The organism is Candidatus Limnocylindrales bacterium (assembly GCA_035626395.1).
In the GTDB taxonomy this organism is placed as follows: domain Bacteria; phylum Desulfobacterota; class Binatia; order UBA1149; family CAITLU01; genus DASPNH01.
This window is the reverse complement of sequence record DASPNR010000032.1, coordinates 12,673-30,433: the sequence shown is the minus strand read 5'-3', so window position 1 is coordinate 30,433 and position 17,761 is coordinate 12,673. Positions and strand designations below refer to the sequence as shown.

The window sequence follows — 17,761 nt, the reverse complement described above, 5'->3', positions numbered from 1 at the left end:
GTGCGCATCCTTCACGGCGACTGCCGCCAGGTGCTCGACACGCTGCCCGAAGGCTCGGTGCAGTGCTGCGTCACCAGCCCGCCCTATTGGGGGCTGCGGTCCTACCTGCCCGATGACGACCCGCTGAAGGCGCTGGAGATCGGCAGCGAGCCCACGGTGGACGAGTGGGTGGCCACCATGGTCGACGTCTTCCGCCGCGTGCGCCGCGTGCTGCGCGATGACGGCACGCTGTTCCTGAACCTCGGCGACAGCTACGCCGGCTCGTGGGGCGCGCAGTCGCGCGAGCACGCGGGGAAGCACGCGCCCAACGTGTCCGCCATCAGCGCCAACCAGGTGAAGGCAGCGCAGATCCGGGACAGCGGCACGGGCAATCTCGGTCGCACCCCAGGGCTGAAGCCGAAAGACCTGATCGGCCAGCCCTGGCGCGTCGCGTTCGCGCTTCAGGCCGATGGCTGGTGGCTGCGCCAGGAAATCATCTGGTCGAAGGCCAATCCGATGCCCGAGAGCGCGCGCGATCGGTGCACCAAGAGCCACGAGCACATCTTCCTGCTGTCGAAGTCGGAGCAGTACTTCTGGGCCTTCGACGACATGCAGGAGCCAGTCAGCGGTGGAGCCCACGCGCGCCGGCCGATGGAGTACTCCGGCGCGAAGCGGCCGGGCTTCGGCCACGGCTATGACGCCGCGCCAAAGCCGCGTTATCGCACGCCGGACGGCTGGGCCACCGAGCGCGGCACCGAGCACATTGCGGTGGCGCACGCGAATGTGGGCCGCCGGCAGGGCCCGCCCGGCAATCCAGCCGAGGGCCGGGTCTGCAAGTACGGCACGCTCACGGGCGACTCGGCGACCGACGGTGCGCATCGAACGAAGGCTAACCTCAACCGCAAGGGCGTGAAGAACAACGCCAGCATGGGCGAGGCGCTGGCCGACGTCCGGTCGACGCGCAACCCGCGCAGCGTCTGGCACTTCCCCACGGAGCCCTTCAAAGGCGCGCACTTCGCGACCTTCCCGCGCGAGCTGGCACAGCGCTGCATTACCGCCGGCACGCGCGAAGGTGACGCCGTGCTCGACCCGTTCGGCGGCAGCGGCACCGTCGGCCTGGTGGCCGATGCGATGCACCGCAGCGCTGTGCTGATCGATCTGGACCGGCGCAACCTGCCGATGGCGCAGGACCGGATTGCTGGCGACGCACCACTCTTCGCCGAGGTCAGCGCAGCATGAGCGACCAGCAGTTGCCTGACCCTCTGGTGCCGGCCGAGGTCGACCTCAACGGCTACGGCTTCATGCCGATGCTGCACCACCGCGTGCTGCAGTCGACGCTGTTCGTGAAGTCCACCGGCGACGAATTCAAAGCCGCCTTCGCGCTCTGGTGCGCGGCCTGGTCGGAGAAACCGGCCGGCACGCTGCCTGAAGACGAGGAAATGCTCGAGCACTTGTCGCGCGCGAAGGCCTGGAAGAAGGTGCGCGCCCGCGCGATGCATGGATGGATCCTCTGCAGCGACGGCCGCTATCACCACCCTGTGCTGGCCACGCTGGCCATCGAGGCCTGGGAGCGCCGCGAGGAATTTCGCGAGAAGAAGGACAACCAAGAGACCAGGCAGGAGCGCTGGCGCAAGAGGGTAAAGGAGCTGTCTGAGCAGCTACGCGCGCTCGGCGTCACTCCACCGCGCAATGCGAGCCTCGAGAAGCTGGAGACGCTGCTGCGAGACGCTGGCGCGTCTCAGCGCGAGACGCATGCAGAGACGCGTGTAGACGGCGCTGTGACGTCACGTGTAGACGGTGCTGAGATGGCTTTGACAGGGACAGGAGAGACAGGAAGGACAGGAAGGACAGAAAAACAAGAGCGCGCAGCTACTGCCACCACCGTTGCGCGCGCGCCGACGCCAGCACCAGCCCAGGAGCCCGACCCCCCGGAGGCCAACGGCCACGCCCCGACGCCTGCCGGCTCCGCCTGCCGCGTCATGCGCCAGGCCGGGCTGCAGGGCACGAACCCCGGCGACCCCCGCTTGCTGGCGCTGCTGGAGCAGGGCGCCACACCGGCCGAGTTCGCTGGCATCGCAGCCGAGGCCGTGGCCAAGGGCAAGGGCTGGGCGTGGGTGCTCACGGTGCTGCCGGCGCGGCGCGCCGAGGCCGCGTCGATTGCGCTCGCACCGCCTGCACCAGCCGCTCCACCGGCTCCGTCCAACCCTGCTGCCGCATGGCTGGCCGAGCAGGCCGAGCGAGCCCGCGAGGTCGAGCAGCAGCGCGCCGCGCGCCTTGCCCGCAAGGGAGCCGCATCGTGACCGTCGCCGACATCCGCCGCCGCACCGCCGAGGCCATGAGTGACGCCGGCGACGACCCGAAGGAGCACGCCTGCATGCGCTGCCAGGGTCCGGCATCGCACAGCGAGATGAGCGCGTTCGGCGCTCGCTGCCGGCGCTGCTACGAGGCCTACAAGCGCGAGCCCCAACCCTCACGCCGGTACGCCCAGGGCGGCAAGCAACCGGTGGCGCGCGAGGTCGTACAGCGCCTGCTCGATCGCCAGACGAGCGGCGAGGCAATGAGCAAGGCGCAACTCGACTTCATCACCATCGCCGGCCGCAGGACCTACCCGGAACTGCGCCAGCACGGAGACCCGGAATGACGACGCCTACCACCGCACCCGCCCCGCGCAACACCACCCACGCCATCCGCCTGCTGCAGATCGGCGAGTCCATCACCATCGCCGGCCGTGGCAAGTCGCTGGCCAGCATCGCCTCGAAGCTGGTGCACGCGAGGTTCACGCGCACCGGCGACACGCTGCGGAGAGTCGCATGAACCGCCGCAACATCCACATCGACCCAGCCTGCGCCGTCTACGTCTTCATCGCGCTGCCGCTGTCGGCGGTCGTCATGGTCGGCCTACTGGTGGCGCTGGCGAAGGCGCTGGGGTGGCTGGCGTGAGCGCCATCCTCGCGATCGACCCCGGCACCACGCAGTCCGGCTTCGTGCGATTCGACGGCGCGCGCGTCCTCGAATCCGGCGTGCTACCGAACGACGACATGCTGCGCAAGGTGCAATGCGCAGTCGGATGCCTCGAAGCTCAGGTGCTCGCCATCGAGATGATCGCCAGCTACGGCATGGCCGTCGGCCGCGAGGTGTTCGAGACCTGCGTGTGGATCGGCCGCTTCCAGCAGGCCTGGAACACACCCGAGGCCGTGCGCCTGGTCTACCGCCGCACCGTGAAGCTGCACGTGTGCAAGTCGGCCAAGGCCAACGACAGCGAGATCCGCCGCGGGCTGCTGGACCTGTTCCCAGCCACCGGCGGAGGCGCGACACCGCAGGTGGGCACGAAGGCCAAGCCGGGGCCGCTGTACGGCGTAAGCAGCCACGCATGGCCGGCGCTGGGTGTTGCGGTCACGGTGCTCGGGATCGAGCGGGATGAGCAGTCGCAGCGGGATCTGATGGGGGAGGCAGCATGCGCATGACCGTCTCCGTTACCGGCTTGAAGGAGGCGCAGGAGAAGATGCGCGGCAAGTTCAGCGCACGCGCGGTCGCATCCGTTGCCGCAGCCACGCTGAACCGGACTGTGGCCGACCTGGCCAAGGGCTGGGGCGAGCAGCTGAAGACGCGACTCGATCGCCCGACCTCAGCGACACGCAATGCACCGCGCTTCAAGCGTGCCCAGGTCAACGACCTGACCGCCGAGGTCTACATCCGCGACCAGGGCGGCGGCACACCGCCTGCCGTGTGGCTGGCTCCCGAGGAGTTCGGCGGTGCGCGCCGGCTGAAGAAGTTCGAGCAGGCCCTGCAGAACCAGGGCGCATTGCCGCCAGGCCACTACGTGGTGCCAGGCCCGGCCGCCAAGCTGGACGCCTTCGGCAACGTGGCGCGCAGCCAGATCGTGCAGGTGATCGCGCAGCTTGGTGCGAAGCTCAGCCCGGGCTACCAGCGCGTGATCTCGCCCAGTGCTGCGAAGCGTGCGGCTCGTGCCACCTCGCTCGGGCGCGCCTACTTCGCCATGCCGCCCAGCGTCAAAGGGCTGCCCGGCGGCATCTACGAGCGCAGGCAGAAGAAGCCCGTGGCGGTCTTCTACTTCGTGCGCTCGGTGTCGTATCGGCCGCGCACCGAACTGCTCGGGTATGCCAAGCGCCATGCTGCCGCGTCCTTCGCCCGCGGGTTCGAGAAGTCGTGGGCCGAGCATTGGGGGTCGCGGTAATGCTGCGGCGCAATGAATCCTGTATGGGCGTCGTCCATACATATTGGTATTGCTCCAATTTCGAAAAGCACGGCAATGGCTCTGAAAAAATTTTGGGTCCTTCCGGAGTCGAATTGAGTGCGCCTCTGTTGCGGCGCGATCTGTGTCCAGTTCCGCCGGGTCCCCGGGGGTAAGTAAGGATGCGCGTGGTCGGCCAGGAACGCATCGCGGAGGCTTTCGGCGTCGCGCCCAAGACCATCGTCGAGTGGCAGGAGGCCGGCTTTCCGATCGCCGTGCGCGGCTCCCGCGGCATCCCAAGCGAATACGACCTCCCGGCCTGCATCGACTGGCTCGTGAAGCGCGAGGTCGGCAAGGTCCAGGGCGAGTCCCAGCGCGACCGCGTGTTCCGCCTGCAGGGCGACGAGATCGCGATGCGCCTGGCCGAGAAGCAGAAGCTTCTGATCCCGGCCGCCGAGGTCGAGCCGATGTGGACGGCGGCCTGCGTCGCCGCGCGCGAGCAGCTGCAGCGCTCGCGCCGCGCGCTGGCTCGGAAGCTGGCGAAGGCGACCGACGTCAAGGCCCGCGAGACCCTGATCGGCGAAGTGCACGACGAGTTCCTGCGCACGATGGCTGACTGGGCCCAGGCCGACGAGGCCGCGCCGTGAACGCCCGCGTGCCGCAGGGCATCCTCAGCACCACCGAAGCCCAGGCGTCGATACGGGCCGCCCGCGGCCGCGCGTTGGCGGCCCTGGCGCCGCGGCGAGAGCTGTCGATCGTCGAATGGGCGGAGACGCGGCGGAAGATGTCGGAGGAGGAGACCGCGCGCCCGGGCGACTACAGCCTCGAGGAGACCCCGGCCCTGCGCGGCATTCTCATGGCCGCCAGCGACCCGGACGTGCGCCGCATCATCGTGCAGAAGAGCGCGCAGGTCGGCTACACCGCCGGCGTCGCGTGCAACGTCATCGGGTACCACATCCACTGGCGGCCGAGCACCATCGTCGCCATGTTCCCTCGCGAGAAGTCGGCGAAGGACTTCGCGGCCGAGAAGCTGGAGCCGATGATCCGCGCCACGCCGGCGCTGGCCGAGCGCGTGAACCTCAAGACCCGGGCGCCCGGCACCGGCACGACGCGGCGGAAGTTCCCGGGCGGCTTGCTGAAGCTGGTGGCCTCGAACAGCCCCAGCGACGTGAAGTCGACCTCGGGCCGCGTCGGCATCGTCGAGGAACCCGACGACACCAGCCGCAACGTGAAGGGGCAGGGCAACGCGATTGCGCTGCTGGGCGAGCGCACGAAGACCTACGCGCCTGATGACCTGCAGCTGATCGGCGGCACGCCGACGGCGAGAGAGACGTCGCTCATCGTCGCGGAGATGCGGTCGACAGACCGCCGCGTGTTCAAGGCGGCCTGCCAGGACTGCGGCGGCCTGCACACGCCGGATTGGGATCACGTCACCATCCCGGGATTCCGCCTCAGCGAGGACGACCTCGCGCTGCCGCGCGCCGAGCTCGATGCGAAGTGGCCCGAGCGCGAGGTCTACGGACGCGCCAGGTGGGAGGACGCCTTCTACGCCTGCCCGCACTGCGGCTCGGTCTGGAGCGACGACGATCGCATCGAGAACATCCGCCGCGCCGCCCGGGTGCCGCCGCTCTACGGCTGGGAGCCGACGGCCGAGAGCAGCACGCCGGGCTTCTTCCTGTCGGAGCTCCTGAGCACCTTCGACGGCAGCCGCGTGCCCGAGCTCGCCCGCAAGTTCCTGGTGGCCCACCACGCGCTGGAGCAGGGGGACGCGACGCTGATGGTCGCGTTCTGGAACAGCACGCGCGGCCTCCCGTGGGAGTTCCGCGGCGACCTGCCGCAGGAGGACGAACTCCGCGAGCGCGCCGAGCCCTATGCCGAATGGACCTGCCCGGCCGCCGCCCTGGTGCCGGTGATGTTCGTCGACGTCCAGCACGACCGTCTCGCCGTGACGGTCTGGGTGATCGGCCGCGGCGAGGAGATGTGGCTGGCGTTCTGGGGCGAGGTCTACGGCAAGACCGTGGTCGAGCATGCCGGCGCCTGGCTCGAGCTGGAGCAGCTGATGGAGCGCACCGTGCTGCACGCCAGCGGCGAGCCGCTTTCCATCGCCGCCATCGGCATCGACTCCGGCGACGGCCAGACCTCGGATGCCGTCTACGCCTTCGTGCGGAAGCACAACCGCGACGGCCGGCCGGTCCGCGCCACGAAAGGTGCATCCGACAGCGTCGGCCGGATCGAGATCTGGACCCCGGCGCGCACATCGATCGACCCCGGGAAGAAGCCGACGAAGGCTGCGAAGTACGGCGTCCGCGTCCGCACCATCGGCGCCGCGAAGGCGAAGGACCTGATCCTCGGCTGGGCGCAGCACGGCGGCCGGGTGCGGCTGACCGGTACCGGCCCGGGCCGCATGCACTGGTATGAGGGTGTCCGCGACGACTTCTTCGAGCAACTGCTCGGCGAGATGAAGGTGCCCAGCAAGAAGAACCCGCGGGTCCGCGAATGGCAGGAGCGCACCGACCGGCGGAACGAGGCGTTGGATTGCACCGTCGGCTGCCTGTGGCTGAGCCGCGAGCTGAAGCTGCATCTTCGCACCGCCCGGCAGTGGGAAGCCATCGAGAGCCGGATCCTGCAGCGCGCCGCGCTGCGCATGGCCGCCGCGAACGCGACGGAAGCCGTCATCGTGGCGACGAAACGCGCCCCGTCGGCGCCGAAGCGCGCCACCGCCGCGCCGCCAGCCGCCCCAGCAGCGCCGGCCCCCGCGAAACCCGCGCAGGAGCCCCCGAAACCGGCAGGCCCAGCCGCCTGCACTGACGCGCCCGAGAAAACGCAGCCTGCGCCCGATGCGCCGGCCCCGCGGCCCGTTGCCGCACGCAAGGGCCGCCGAGTGCGCGGCCGATTTGGAGGATGGATGCCATGACGACTTGGCAGAGCACGTACCCGACGATGGAGGCTGTGAACCTGGCGGCGGTATCAACGCTGCACGCCTGGGATGAGAACCTTCCATCGCCGCAGACCGATGTCGAGCGCACGGTGCGCCGACGGATTCGGGTTCGTTTCGAGACGCTAGCTCGGGAGGAGATCCGCCAGAAGCACCCCGATATCGCGGCCAAGATGAACGACTTGATCGACAAGTTCGAGCGGCTCACCAAGCAGAAGGCGCCGGTCGATCGGTACTGAAGTCAGAGGAAACCACCCGAGGTGCAAATGGCAACCCTGAAGCGCGATTCGATCATCCGTCGCCTGGCCGAGCGCGCGTCCAGCCACGAAGGGCTGCAGACCGCGGTCTGGTCCGTCGTCCGCCAAGAGCTGCCCGGCATCCTCGAGGAGGTCCTGTCGGACATGGCGGACGCCGGCGAGTACCGGTTCCGGATCTATCCGAGGAAGCGGCCTGTTCGGCAGCGCAGGCAGCGCGACGAGCTGGTGCGCAAGCTGCTGGGCGATGGGGTCGCGCCGGCTGAAGTGGCCGACCGGGCGAAGTGCTCGCTGTCGCACGTCTACTCGATTCGGGCGCGTGACCAGGCCGCGGCAGCCCAGCCGGATGTCGCGGTGGCGGCAGAAACAGGGGCCTGATCTCCAAATTTCGGGGCCCTAGTTTTGGAATGATCCCGCGCCGAAAGTGGCCGCCGTCATGCGATGACGCGGCTGGGCTCCTTCGTGGTCCTGCGCGCCCGAAGGAGCCCTCGAAATGGCGAATGCAGTCCTCCCGGCCACCAAGAAGGCCGCGCTCGACGCCATCCTGGCGACGGGCACGGCCAAGGCCTACCTGATCGACACCGCGGTCTACACCTACAGTTCCGCGCACGACTTCCTTGCTGACATCCCGAGCGGCGCCCGCATCGGCTCCGCGGTCACGCTGCAGAACGTCACGACCACCGACGGCGTTCTCGACGCCGACGATGTCAGCTTCACCGGCCTGGTGGCCGCCCCCACGATCGAGGCAGTCGCCATCTGCGTTGACACCGGCGTGGAGGCGACTTCGCGCTTCCTCTGCTACATCGACACCGCTACGGGCTTGCCAGTGAGCGCAGGCGCCACGCAGGTTGACGTGGCCTGGAGCAACGGCGCCAACAAGATCTTCAAGCTCTAACGCCGGGGTTCCTCGTGCGAGCAATCCCGCAGCGCGCCAGGGCATACGGCTTCAGCAAGCCGGCGGTGGTCAATCCGCTCGCGCCCTTCCAGGTCATCGCAGACGGGAATGGAACGATCGGCTCCGGGCCCAGTGTGGTGTACAGGAACGGTGCCACGTACTTCGGCTGGGTGAATTCCAGCGGCGATGTCGGCATCACCAAGTACGTCCACGCCACGCAGGCGCTGACCAGCTTCACGCTGGCGGCAGCTTTCGAGGTCAACGGGCACGACAACGCAACCATCAGCATCCTGCCCGATGGCCGAATCATGTGCCTGTACTGCAAGCACAACGACACAGGCGAGATGCGCATGAGGATCAGCACCTCCGCCTACGACATCAGTGCATGGAGTCCGCAGACGACCGTCGATGTCTTGAACTCGGGCGGCGGGATGGCCTACAACCTGACGTTCCAGTTGAGCGTCACCGGCAAGACCTACATGCTCTATCGCGCTGGCAGCTGGGCGCAGCGCATGCGTGCCACCGTGGATGGCTCAACCTGGGACACGGACAGGGTGGTGATCAGCAATGGCTCGCAGCGCCCGTACCCACAGGTGTATTCGGACGGGGTGTCACGTGTCGACTTCGTTTTCTCGACTGGAAATCCCGCCCAGGTCGCGAACTCCCTGTACCACGGGTACATGATTTCAGACGCGGGCGGCACGGAAACCTACTACAAGTCAGACGGCACGCTGATTGGTGCCGCTCCGCTGACGCCAGCGAATGCCACGCTCGTCTATGACGGCACGTCGCAGGACGGCTGGGCCTGGGACATTGCGACCGGTCCGGATGGCCATCCTTGGGTGCTGTGGGTCAAGTACGTGACGCCTGGGACCGACCATAGGCATATGTTCAGCCGTTGGACTGGTTTAGCGTGGGTGCACACCGAGATCACACCCTCTGGCGGCAGCATCGACACGCAGACGTACAGCGATGGCCAGGCCTGCTTCGACGGCAACGACCCGACGAAGGCCTACCTCTCAAAGCGCGTTGGCTCATGGAATGAGATTCAGCTTTGGGAGACCAGCGACAGTGGCGCGACCTGGAGCAAGACGGCTGACATCACGAGCGGTAGCAGCGTTCATGCATTCACGCCGCGCAGTCCCGAGGGGCATGCTGGTGATCTTACGGTGAGCTGGTACTCCGGCACGCAAGTGGACTACCTCGATTACGACACGGCTATTCGCGCTGCAGGTGCCTGAGATGGCGGAATTCGTCAACGAGCAGTTCGGCGGCACCTCCGGAACGGAGCTGTCGGCTTACAACGCCGCATGGTCAACGATCGGCGGGTTTGCGGCGGCCGGCCGCATCAGCAATGCGGGCAGACTGAGGCACAGCAGCACTGGGACTTTTGCCTACAAGAACTCAGGCGCGCCTACGTCAGCGGACTATCACGTAGCAGCTGATGTCCACTATGTAGGCGCTGGCTCGACGGAGGCCGGCATTGCGGTGCGGATCAGCGGACCAGACGCGACCGCCTCATATTACTTCGTGCGATACGAGGCGACAGGGCAGGAGTTCGAGCTATACAAGGTAGTAAGCGGCACCCCGACGCTCTTGACGAACGCCGCGTATTCGCTATCGGTCGGTGGCAGCTTCCGCATGGCGCTACAGGCGATAGGGTCCACCATCAAGGTCTATGCGGCCGGCGCAGAGGTCATCAGCATCACCAACGCCGACATCACCGCAGCCGGGGTTGCGGGCGTGCGGTTCAGCGGCTCCGCGGCCGGTAGTGACACGGTTGGACTACATCTCGACAACCTGGTCGCGGCCGACGGCGCCTTTCTCGATGCCACGGCGCCAATCCTCACGAGTGCAACGTCCAATGTGACGGGGCAGACCACGGCCGCTCTTGGCGCAACCACCGACGAGGCCAACGGCACCATGTATGCGGTGGTCACGACCAGCGCAACCCAGCCGAGCGTGGCGCAGATCGTGGCCGGCCAGGACCACACCGGAAGCGCGGCGGTCTTCGCCGGCAACCAGGCCATCAGCAGCACCGGGGCCAAGACGTTCAACGCCACAGGTCTGACGGCGGCGACCGCGTACTACGGGCATATGGTGCACCGCGATGCCGCGAACAACGACAGCAACCGGCTCAGCACCAGCCAATTCACTACGCTGCCCAACGCGCCGACGGCTCCAACGATTGGCGCAACGACCGGCATCACTAGCAGCGGCGCGACCATCAACTGGACGGACAACAGTTCGGACGAAACCGGTTTCCAGATCCAGGTCGAGACGCCGAGCGGCGCCGGCAACTGGACGAACGCCAACACCAGCCCCGCAGCGGCCAACGCGACGAGCCTTGCCATCGGCGGCCTGTCCAGCAGCACCGAGTACCGGCCGCGGGTGCGCGCCTCGAATGCAGGCGGTGACTCCGCGTGGTCTACGGGGACCGCTTTCAACACGGCCGCCGGTGGCGGTGGCTCCACCTTGCTGCCGAAGCTCATGCAGCTCATGAACTGAAGGACCGACCATGCTCCACCCCGCGATCAAGAAGGGCTCTACCGACCGCAGTGTGTATCTGCGCATCGTGGACTCGACCGACGGCACACCGGAGACTGGTGTGGTGTTCAACACGTCGGGGGTTGACCTTTGGTATCGCCGGGATGGAGCGGCCAAGGTCAGTATCACGGAGGCCACGCTTTCCGCGTTGACCGATGCGCACAGCGACGGCGGCTTCCTGCACGTCGGCGACGGCTACTACCGCCTGGACTTGCCCGACGCCGCTTTCGCCACGGGCTCCAACAGCGTGCTCGTCGGCGGGACTGTGACCGGGATGGTTGTGCTCGGCGCCCTTGTGCCGCTGGTCGACTACGACCCGCAGGACACGGTGCGGCTCGGCCTCACGGCGCTGCCAAACGCAGCGGCGGCAGCCAGCGGCGGCCTGCCCACTGTCGACTCCGCCAACGACGTCGGCATCCAGACCGGCCTCAAGAAGAACCAGGCCTGGAACAACTTCACGTTCCTGATGGTCGACAACACGACCGAGGTGCCCGCGACGGGCCTCACGGTCACCGCCACGCGCTCGATCGATGGCGGTGCGTTCGGCGCCGGCACGCTGGGCGCGGTGAGCGAGATCGGCAGCGGCTACTACAAGCTGAACATTCCGCAGGCCGACCTGAACGGCGACACGGTGACGCTGGTCTTCAGTGCCACCGGCGCGAAGACCCACGGCGTCACGCTGCGGCTTGAGCCCTGATCGTCGGCGGCGATGCACATCTACCGCGCACGCGGCGCGATCATCGAATGGGAGCGGGCGTCCTCGTCGGCCCCGTTGGTGGCGGCCGCGCTGTGGGAGCTGCTGTCTCGCCATGGCGGCCGCGTGCGTCATTGGTGGGCAGATGCAGCTGCCGGTGGCACGGCCACGGTGACGGATGCCGGCGGCATCGCGAGCGGTGAAGCATTCGGGACGGCCACCGTCTCGTCGAGCACCCTGGCCAGCGTGACGGGTGCGGGCGGCATCGCCTCCGAAGAGGCATTCGGCACCGCCGCGGTCAGCTCGAACCTCACGAGCAGCGTCAGCGGCGCAGGAGGCATTGCCAGCAGCGAGGCGTTCGGCTCGCCAGCCTTCTCACCGACGTTCGAACTGGTCGGCGACCTGACCCGATCGCGGTGGCGCATAGGCCGAAAGATCATCCCGACCAGCGGGGTTTGAAGCGCTCCGAGTTCCAAAACTCGGGGCTCTAGTTTTGGAACGCCGCGGCGCTGACAGTGCGCCGCCATGCGCAGCGTGCCGCGCCTCATTGCAGGCGACTCCCTCAGCTTCGAGACCACGGTCTCAGCCTATCCGGCCGATCAGGGCTGGACGCTGAAATACCGGCTCGTGCCGCGCTTCACGTCGCCGGTGCAGGCGCCGATCACGCTAACCGCCACGACCTACCAGACCAGCGGTTATCAGGTCATGGTGGCGCCTGGCACGACGGCACTGTGGACGGCCGGCATCTACGGCTGGTCCAGCTGGGTCGAGAAGACCGGCGAGCGGATCACGCTGGAGAGCGGCGAGATCACGGTCGCGCCTGACCCGGCCACCAGCGCGCAGGGCCTGGACACGCGCACCGATGCGGCGATCGCGCTGGCCAACGTGCGAGCAGTCATCCAGGGCGTCGCGAGCAAGAACGTCCTGAAGTACGAGATCAACGGCCGGTCGCTGGAGCACTACTCCATCCCGGACCTGATCACGCTGGAGCAGAAGCTGTCGCGCGACGTTGCCCGCGAAGAGAACGCGGCCGGCATGGCCATGGGGCTGAAGAACCGGCGCCAGATCATGGTGAGGTGCCGGTGATGGCTGGGCCGCGCCTCTCGCTGCTGGGCCGCATCGTCGACGCGTTCCGCGCGCCGGCGGAAGTGCGTCGACCGGACCCTGCACGCCGGGTCGGTGCCCGCATGTACGCCGCCGCCCGCGGCAGCCGGATGTCCGGCAGCTTCGGCAACGGGGGCGACTCCAGTGCCGACGCCGAACTGTCGATGAGTCTGTCGCGCCTGCGCGCCGGCTCGCGGCAGATGGTGCGCGACAGCTCGTACGCGAAGCGCGCAAAGGTCATCGTCAAGAACAACGTCATCGGCTCCGGCGTCGGCATGCAGGCCCAGGTCGGAACGAACCGCGCCGGTGCAAACAGCCGCATCAACGCCGACATCGAAGCGGTGTTCGGTGCTTGGTGCAAGGCCGACACCTGCCACACCGGCGGCGCCGTGCACTTCCATGACCTTGAGCGCATGGCCCTAGGCCAGGTGTTCGAGGCGGGCGAGGTCTTCATTCGCAAGCACCGGCGCGCCTTCGGCGCCAGCGCTGTGCCTCTGGCGCTGGAGGTGATCGAGTCGGAGCGGGTTCCGCTCGACATCGCGCTACCCAGCGCAGACGGCAAGACGACCGAGACCCGCATGGGGATTGAGCAGGACGAGTACGGCCGCGCCATCGCCTACTGGATCCGCAAGAAGCACCCCGGCGATCTGCGCTCGCCCGGCACGACCGCTGACCTCTACGAGCGCGTCGAGGCGGAATACATCCTGCACCTGCGCATCATCGATCGATGGCCGCAGGCCCGCGGCGAGCCCTGGCTGCACACCGCGGTCCGCAAGCTCAACGACATGGACCAGTACAGCGGCTCGGAGGTCCAGGCCGCTCGCGCATCCGCTCGGGTCTTCGGGACCATCGAGACCCCCGAGGGCGATGCTCCGCTCGCAACCGATGAAGAGGATGACGGCACGCCGGTCTTCGACATCGAGGACGGCACGATTCAGCAGCTGAATCCCGGCGAGAAGCTGGAATGGCACGCGCCGAACCGGCCGAACACCGCGCTCGACCCATTCATGCGCTACATGCTGCGCGAAGTCGCGGCCGGCGTGGGCGTCAGCTACGAGAGCCTGTCGCGCGACTACAGCCAGTCGAACTACAGCAGCTCGCGCCTTGCGCTGCTCGATGACCGCGACCTCTGGCGCACGCTGCAGCAGTGGTGGATCCGGGCATTCCGCGATCCGCTGCATGCCGAATGGCTGCGCCAGGCCGTCTACGCGCGGGCCATCACCAGCATCTCGGTCGAGCAGTACGCGCTGAACCCGGCGAAGTTCGAAGCCGTCGTGTGGAAGCCGCGCGGCTGGTCGTGGGTGGACCCGACCAAGGAAGTCAAGGCTTACAAGGAAGCGATCCGCGCTGGCCTGACATCGGCAACGGACGTTATCGCTGCCACCGCCGACGGCCGCGACATCGAAGACGTCATCGGCGCACTGCAGCGCGAGCGCGAGCTTTTCGCGCAGGCCGGCATCACGGTCGACACCGACGTGGCCGCCGAGCAGGCCGCCGCCCAACCGAAGGCCGCGGCGGATCTTGAGGCAGGTGACGACGAGGGCGCCCCTGCGCAGCCGGCGCGCCGCAGCGTGCCGCCGCTTCGCCCGGTTCCCGCAACAGGACTCATGCAATGACGACACGTTCATTCAAGCTGGACCGCGCCAAGGCGCGCCGCGAGAAGGATGGCGGCGACCTGGTGGTCGATATGGCATTCGCCAGCGAGGTGCCGTATGAGCGCTGGTGGGGGATCGAGATCCTCCGCTGCAACGAGAAGGCCGTCCGACTGGGCCGCCTGAACGACGGCGCGCCGCTGCTCTTCAATCACAACTGGCGCGACCTGCGCGGCACGCACGTGCCCGGCAGCGTGCGCTGCGATGACGACGGCGTGCTGCGCGGCAAGGTGCGCATCACCAGCGCCACGCAGGAAGGCCGAGACGCGATCGGCCTGGTCGAGGGCGACATCCTCACGAAGGCAAGCGTCGGCTACGAGATCCACAAGGTCATCGAGCGCACCACCAGCAAGAGTGGCGGGCCGATCGAGCGAACCATCGACGGAGCCACGTTCCGCCGCGCACTCGAATCTCGTGGCGTCACCCGGGTTGGCGATCGAGGCGACGGCGACGTCCAGGCCTTCCGCCGCGACCTCGATGCCGCGGCCGGCCCGCTGGACCGCGCCGCCGACGACGTGCCCGTCTACGAGGTCGTCGACTGGGAGCCCTTCGAAGACTCCCTTGTGACCGTGCCTGCCGACAACACCGTCGGCGTCGGCCGCTCGCACGCGGCAGCCCCCGTCACAACCACCGTGCAGACGCCAGGCGGCTCCACGGTGCAGATCACCGAAGGCGGCGCACAGCCGCCGGCGGCGACCGAGCAGGAGCGCGCAGCCAGCGCGCCGCCCGCCACAGCCGCAAGCGTCACCAAGGTCACCACCCCCGCCGTCCCGGCGACCCATCAGGAGAAAGCCACCATGGCAGAAGCCCAAGCCGCCGCGGGTGCCGCGGAAACCCGTCACGACCCGCTGGAGGTCGAGAAGAACCGCAAGGCGGCGATCGGCAACATGTGCCGCGCCAGCAAGATCGACCCGCGCGTCGAGGACCAGTGGGTGCGCGATGGCGCCACGCTGGAAGAGGTCGCCGAGAAGATCCTGAAGGTGATGGAAGAGCGCGGCAAAGAGCGCCCCACCGCCGCTTCGGACCTCGGCCTGACGCGGGCCGAGACGCAGCGCTTCAGCCTGTTCCGCGCCATCCGCGCAATGCGCACGCCGACGCAGGAAAACATCAACCTCGCAGCCTACGAACTGGAGTGCTCCCGCACGCTGGCTAAGCGGCTGCAGCGCGAAGACAGCAACAGCATCTTCATTCCCGGAGAAGTGCTGCAGCGCCCGCTGGGCGAGGCCGCGCAGCGCGCGATGTCGACCACGCCCGGCAGCAAGGGCGGCTTCATGGTCAACGTCGAGAACATGGGCTTCATCGACATCCTGCGCAACCGCAGCGTGACGATGCGCATGGGCGCCCGTCGCCTGCCGGGCCTGGTGGGCAACGTCACCATTCCCCGCCAGACCGGCAAGGGCACGGTGACCTGGCAGGGTGGCGAGGGCACCAGCGTCACGGCCACCGACCAGGCCCTGGGCCAGCTGTCGATGACGCCGAAGACCGCCATTGCGATCACGGACGCGTCGGAGCAGCTGCTGCGCCAAGCCACCCCGAGCGCCGAGGCCTTCATCATGGCTGACCTCGCCGCCGACATCGCGATCGATGGCGTCGATTACGTCGCCATCAACGGCACCGGCGGCGCGCAGCCGCTCGGCATCAAGAACACGACCGGCATCACGTCCGGCCAGGACGCCGCGTCCGCGACCTACGCGAAGCTGCTGGCCTTCGTCTCGACGGCCGGCGCATCGAACGCCATCCGCGGCAACCCCGGCTTCGTGACCAACACGGCCGGCGCGGCGAAGCTGATGACCGTGCAGCGCTTCTCGGGCACCGACACCCCGGTGTGGGAAGGGAACATGCTCGACGGCACGCTGTGCGGCTTCAACGCCATGTCGTCCGAACAGCTGGCCTCCGGCAACCTGATTTTCGGCTCGTGGGACGAGGTCGTGATCGGCGAGTGGGGCGTGCTGGAGCTGGCCATGGACAACGGCGGCACGCGCTTCAACCAGGCGCAGGTCGGCATCCGCGCGATGTGGATGGTCGACGTGCTGGTGCGCTACCCGCAGGCCTTCGTCGTCTCGACGAACCTGTCGTAAGGCGCGCCGCCATGAGCAGCCTCTACCGCGCCCTGCGCGGGGTCTGCATCGGCCCCGAGCGCCACGTGACGCCGGACAGCGAGCCGTTCGCCCTGGACAAGGGCACGGCCACCTTCCTGACGTCCATCGGCGCCGTCGAGGAGGTACCGGCCACGCCGGCGCCCGCCGACCCCGCGCCCAGCCCTTCGCCTGCACCGGAGCCGCCGGCCGAAAAGCTCGCCCCCGCGCCGGCGCCCGCCGACCCCGCACACGCGCCGGTGAAGGCCGGCAAGAAGGAGAAGTGACATGCTGAACAGCCAAGCCTCCGCAGCGACCTCGACTGCGCTGCTCCACGCGGTGGACGCCGCCAACACCGCCGCCGCCACCAGCGGCACCGGCATGTGGCTCGACGTGCGCCCGTACGACGGCGAGATCCTCGTGACCATGAACGTCGGCGTCGTCACCGCAGGCACGATCACCGGCAAGCTGCAGTCGGCCACCGATGCCAACGGCACCGGCGCCGCCGACATCAGCGGCTACACGTTCACGCAGGTCACGACCTCCACCGACCTCAGCACGCAGACGGTCGTGGTCGATCCGAAGAAGGTGACCGGGGGCTTCCTCGGCTTCGTCGGCACGATCGCCACCGGCCCGGCTGCCGTGAGCGTCGTGGCTTCGGGCAAGAAGAAGTACGTCTGACGCTGGCGCGAAAGACGAGCGGCCATGCCCATGACCGAGGACTTCACCGCGTTCTTCGACGCGGACGAGTTCGCCACCGAGGCGACGCTTGACGGCGTCTCGGTCGTGGGCAACTACGACGCGCCGTTCGTGGACCTCTCCGGCATCGCCTCACGCGACCCGCAGTTCACGCTGCCGCACAGCGCGGCGCCCAGCGTGGCGCGCAACAGCGTGCTCGTGATCGCGGCAGGCCCTGGCGCCGGCACCTGGCGCGTCCGCACGCCGGAGCCCGACGGCACTGGCCTGGTCGTGCTGCCGCTGGAGAAGCAGCCGTGAACCATCAGCGCCACGTCATCCGCGAGGCAGTGGTCGCAGCGCTGATCGCGGCGAACACGTCTGCCGGCAGCCGCGTGGACGAGGAGCCCTACGACCTCGTCGAGGCCGCCGACTGCCCGCACCTCTCGGTCGACGACGACAGCGAGGCGCAGGAGCCGCTGACCGTGCACGGCGACCCGCTGCTGCAGCGCTCCTACCGCTTCATCGTCACGGCGCAGATCGTGCAGAACACCAACGCTTCGCGCGCCCGGGACCAGCTCCTGGCCGACGTCGAGGCCTGCCTCGCAGCCACTTCGCTGCCGGGCGTGCAGTCCATCCGTCCGCTCTCCTACCAGCCCGCGCAGCGGGACGAGGGACAGCAACGAATCCGAATCGGGCACCAGCTCTTCGAGGTGATCTACGTCACCTCGCAGGGCGATCCATCCACCGCGCTCTGACG

Annotated in this window: 24 protein-coding genes; 23 read left to right on the top strand and 1 reads right to left on the bottom strand. The window is 68.3% G+C overall.

Features of this window, described 5'->3' with window-relative positions; genetic code table 11:
- Nucleotides 1-30 precede the first annotated feature (30 nt).
- The 18 genes from VEC57_14635 (at nt 31) to VEC57_14550 (ending at nt 14,215) form a co-directional block, all read left to right on the top strand.
- On the top strand, nt 31-1,218 hold the full coding sequence (locus VEC57_14635) for a site-specific DNA-methyltransferase (protein ID HYC00371.1): 1,188 nt from the start codon (nt 31-33) through the stop codon (nt 1,216-1,218).
- Complete coding sequence (locus VEC57_14630) at nt 1,215-2,279, top strand: hypothetical protein (protein ID HYC00370.1); 1,065 nt, start codon at nt 1,215-1,217, stop codon at nt 2,277-2,279. The genes VEC57_14635 and VEC57_14630 overlap by 4 nt, the downstream gene beginning before the upstream one ends.
- The gene (locus VEC57_14625) at nt 2,276-2,620 is read left to right on the top strand and encodes a hypothetical protein (protein HYC00369.1); all 345 of its coding nucleotides are present in this window, start codon (nt 2,276-2,278) and stop codon (nt 2,618-2,620) included. The genes VEC57_14630 and VEC57_14625 overlap by 4 nt, the downstream gene beginning before the upstream one ends.
- Entirely contained in the window at nt 2,617-2,793 is a 177-nt protein-coding gene (locus VEC57_14620) for a hypothetical protein (protein HYC00368.1), read from the top strand. The genes VEC57_14625 and VEC57_14620 overlap by 4 nt, the downstream gene beginning before the upstream one ends.
- Nucleotides 2,790-2,918, top strand: coding sequence for a hypothetical protein (locus VEC57_14615; protein HYC00367.1), 129 nt, complete (start codon nt 2,790-2,792; stop codon nt 2,916-2,918). The genes VEC57_14620 and VEC57_14615 overlap by 4 nt, the downstream gene beginning before the upstream one ends.
- The gene (locus tag VEC57_14610; GenBank protein HYC00366.1) at nt 2,915-3,442 is read left to right on the top strand and encodes a hypothetical protein; all 528 of its coding nucleotides are present in this window, start codon (nt 2,915-2,917) and stop codon (nt 3,440-3,442) included. Before VEC57_14615 ends, VEC57_14610 begins: the two co-directional genes overlap by 4 nt.
- Nucleotides 3,433-4,173, top strand: coding sequence for a hypothetical protein (locus VEC57_14605; protein ID HYC00365.1), 741 nt, complete (start codon nt 3,433-3,435; stop codon nt 4,171-4,173). Before VEC57_14610 ends, VEC57_14605 begins: the two co-directional genes overlap by 10 nt.
- A gap of 185 nt (nt 4,174-4,358) precedes the next feature.
- A complete protein-coding gene (locus tag VEC57_14600) occupies nt 4,359-4,817 on the top strand; it encodes a terminase small subunit (GenBank protein ID HYC00364.1) in 459 nt (152 codons plus the stop codon).
- Nucleotides 4,814-7,084, top strand: coding sequence for a terminase gpA endonuclease subunit (locus VEC57_14595; protein ID HYC00363.1), 2,271 nt, complete (start codon nt 4,814-4,816; stop codon nt 7,082-7,084). Before VEC57_14600 ends, VEC57_14595 begins: the two co-directional genes overlap by 4 nt.
- Before the next feature lie 26 nt (nt 7,085-7,110).
- Complete coding sequence (locus tag VEC57_14590; GenBank protein ID HYC00362.1) at nt 7,111-7,344, top strand: hypothetical protein; 234 nt, start codon at nt 7,111-7,113, stop codon at nt 7,342-7,344.
- A 27-nt stretch (nt 7,345-7,371) separates the two neighbouring features.
- Nucleotides 7,372-7,737, top strand: coding sequence for a hypothetical protein (locus VEC57_14585; protein ID HYC00361.1), 366 nt, complete (start codon nt 7,372-7,374; stop codon nt 7,735-7,737).
- Nucleotides 7,738-7,852: 115 nt separating this feature from the next.
- On the top strand, nt 7,853-8,254 hold the full coding sequence (locus tag VEC57_14580) for a hypothetical protein (protein ID HYC00360.1): 402 nt from the start codon (nt 7,853-7,855) through the stop codon (nt 8,252-8,254).
- A gap of 14 nt (nt 8,255-8,268) precedes the next feature.
- Nucleotides 8,269-9,495, top strand: coding sequence for a BNR-4 repeat-containing protein (locus VEC57_14575; GenBank protein ID HYC00359.1), 1,227 nt, complete (start codon nt 8,269-8,271; stop codon nt 9,493-9,495).
- Between the two features lies 1 nt (nt 9,496).
- On the top strand, nt 9,497-10,762 hold the full coding sequence (locus VEC57_14570; GenBank protein ID HYC00358.1) for a fibronectin type III domain-containing protein: 1,266 nt from the start codon (nt 9,497-9,499) through the stop codon (nt 10,760-10,762).
- Between the two features lie 10 nt (nt 10,763-10,772).
- Complete coding sequence (locus VEC57_14565) at nt 10,773-11,498, top strand: hypothetical protein (GenBank protein ID HYC00357.1); 726 nt, start codon at nt 10,773-10,775, stop codon at nt 11,496-11,498.
- Nucleotides 11,499-11,510: 12 nt separating this feature from the next.
- Nucleotides 11,511-11,954 carry a hypothetical protein gene (locus VEC57_14560; GenBank protein ID HYC00356.1) on the top strand — a complete coding sequence of 148 codons (444 nt, stop codon included), beginning with the start codon at nt 11,511-11,513 and terminating at the stop codon, nt 11,952-11,954.
- A 75-nt stretch (nt 11,955-12,029) separates the two neighbouring features.
- Nucleotides 12,030-12,581 (top strand): hypothetical protein, encoded by a 552-nt coding sequence (locus VEC57_14555; protein ID HYC00355.1) that lies wholly within the window; start codon nt 12,030-12,032, stop codon nt 12,579-12,581.
- Complete coding sequence (locus VEC57_14550) at nt 12,581-14,215, top strand: phage portal protein (protein ID HYC00354.1); 1,635 nt, start codon at nt 12,581-12,583, stop codon at nt 14,213-14,215. Before VEC57_14555 ends, VEC57_14550 begins: the two co-directional genes overlap by 1 nt.
- An 8-nt stretch (nt 14,216-14,223) precedes the next feature.
- On the opposite strand, the gene VEC57_14545 is transcribed toward VEC57_14550, so the two are convergent.
- A complete protein-coding gene (locus VEC57_14545; GenBank protein HYC00353.1) occupies nt 14,224-14,433 on the bottom strand; it encodes a hypothetical protein in 210 nt (69 codons plus the stop codon).
- Nucleotides 14,434-14,466: 33 nt separating this feature from the next.
- Between VEC57_14545 and VEC57_14540 the strand changes: the two genes are divergently transcribed.
- The 5 genes from VEC57_14540 to VEC57_14520 are packed head-to-tail and all read left to right on the top strand — an operon-like array spanning nt 14,467 to nt 17,759.
- A complete protein-coding gene (locus VEC57_14540) occupies nt 14,467-16,329 on the top strand; it encodes a phage major capsid protein (GenBank protein HYC00352.1) in 1,863 nt (620 codons plus the stop codon).
- Nucleotides 16,330-16,340: 11 nt separating this feature from the next.
- Nucleotides 16,341-16,613 carry a hypothetical protein gene (locus tag VEC57_14535; protein HYC00351.1) on the top strand — a complete coding sequence of 91 codons (273 nt, stop codon included), beginning with the start codon at nt 16,341-16,343 and terminating at the stop codon, nt 16,611-16,613.
- A gap of 1 nt (nt 16,614) precedes the next feature.
- Nucleotides 16,615-17,007 (top strand): hypothetical protein, encoded by a 393-nt coding sequence (locus VEC57_14530; protein HYC00350.1) that lies wholly within the window; start codon nt 16,615-16,617, stop codon nt 17,005-17,007.
- Nucleotides 17,008-17,031: 24 nt separating this feature from the next.
- Nucleotides 17,032-17,322 (top strand): hypothetical protein, encoded by a 291-nt coding sequence (locus tag VEC57_14525; protein ID HYC00349.1) that lies wholly within the window; start codon nt 17,032-17,034, stop codon nt 17,320-17,322.
- Nucleotides 17,319-17,759, top strand: coding sequence for a hypothetical protein (locus tag VEC57_14520; protein HYC00348.1), 441 nt, complete (start codon nt 17,319-17,321; stop codon nt 17,757-17,759). The genes VEC57_14525 and VEC57_14520 overlap by 4 nt, the downstream gene beginning before the upstream one ends.
- Nucleotides 17,760-17,761 lie beyond the last annotated feature (2 nt).

Excerpts from the sequence above, each read along its gene's own strand:
- VEC57_14605 (HYC00365.1), top strand. The coding sequence starts at position 3,433 with ATGCGCATGACCGTCTCCGTTACCGGCTTGAAGGAGGCGCAGGAGAAG.
- VEC57_14560 (HYC00356.1), top strand. The coding sequence starts at position 11,511 with ATGCACATCTACCGCGCACGCGGCGCGATCATCGAATGGGAGCGGGCG.
- VEC57_14550 (HYC00354.1), top strand. The coding sequence starts at position 12,581 with ATGGCTGGGCCGCGCCTCTCGCTGCTGGGCCGCATCGTCGACGCGTTC.
- VEC57_14615 (HYC00367.1), top strand. The coding sequence starts at position 2,790 with ATGAACCGCCGCAACATCCACATCGACCCAGCCTGCGCCGTCTACGTC.
- VEC57_14580 (HYC00360.1), top strand. The coding sequence starts at position 7,853 with ATGGCGAATGCAGTCCTCCCGGCCACCAAGAAGGCCGCGCTCGACGCC.
- VEC57_14630 (HYC00370.1), top strand. The coding sequence starts at position 1,215 with ATGAGCGACCAGCAGTTGCCTGACCCTCTGGTGCCGGCCGAGGTCGAC.
- VEC57_14590 (HYC00362.1), top strand. The coding sequence starts at position 7,111 with ATGGAGGCTGTGAACCTGGCGGCGGTATCAACGCTGCACGCCTGGGAT.
- VEC57_14535 (HYC00351.1), top strand. The coding sequence starts at position 16,341 with ATGAGCAGCCTCTACCGCGCCCTGCGCGGGGTCTGCATCGGCCCCGAG.
- VEC57_14620 (HYC00368.1), top strand. The coding sequence starts at position 2,617 with ATGACGACGCCTACCACCGCACCCGCCCCGCGCAACACCACCCACGCC.
- VEC57_14525 (HYC00349.1), top strand. The coding sequence starts at position 17,032 with ATGCCCATGACCGAGGACTTCACCGCGTTCTTCGACGCGGACGAGTTC.
- VEC57_14530 (HYC00350.1), top strand. The coding sequence starts at position 16,615 with ATGCTGAACAGCCAAGCCTCCGCAGCGACCTCGACTGCGCTGCTCCAC.
- VEC57_14565 (HYC00357.1), top strand. The coding sequence starts at position 10,773 with ATGCTCCACCCCGCGATCAAGAAGGGCTCTACCGACCGCAGTGTGTAT.
- VEC57_14585 (HYC00361.1), top strand. The coding sequence starts at position 7,372 with ATGGCAACCCTGAAGCGCGATTCGATCATCCGTCGCCTGGCCGAGCGC.
- VEC57_14570 (HYC00358.1), top strand. The coding sequence starts at position 9,497 with ATGGCGGAATTCGTCAACGAGCAGTTCGGCGGCACCTCCGGAACGGAG.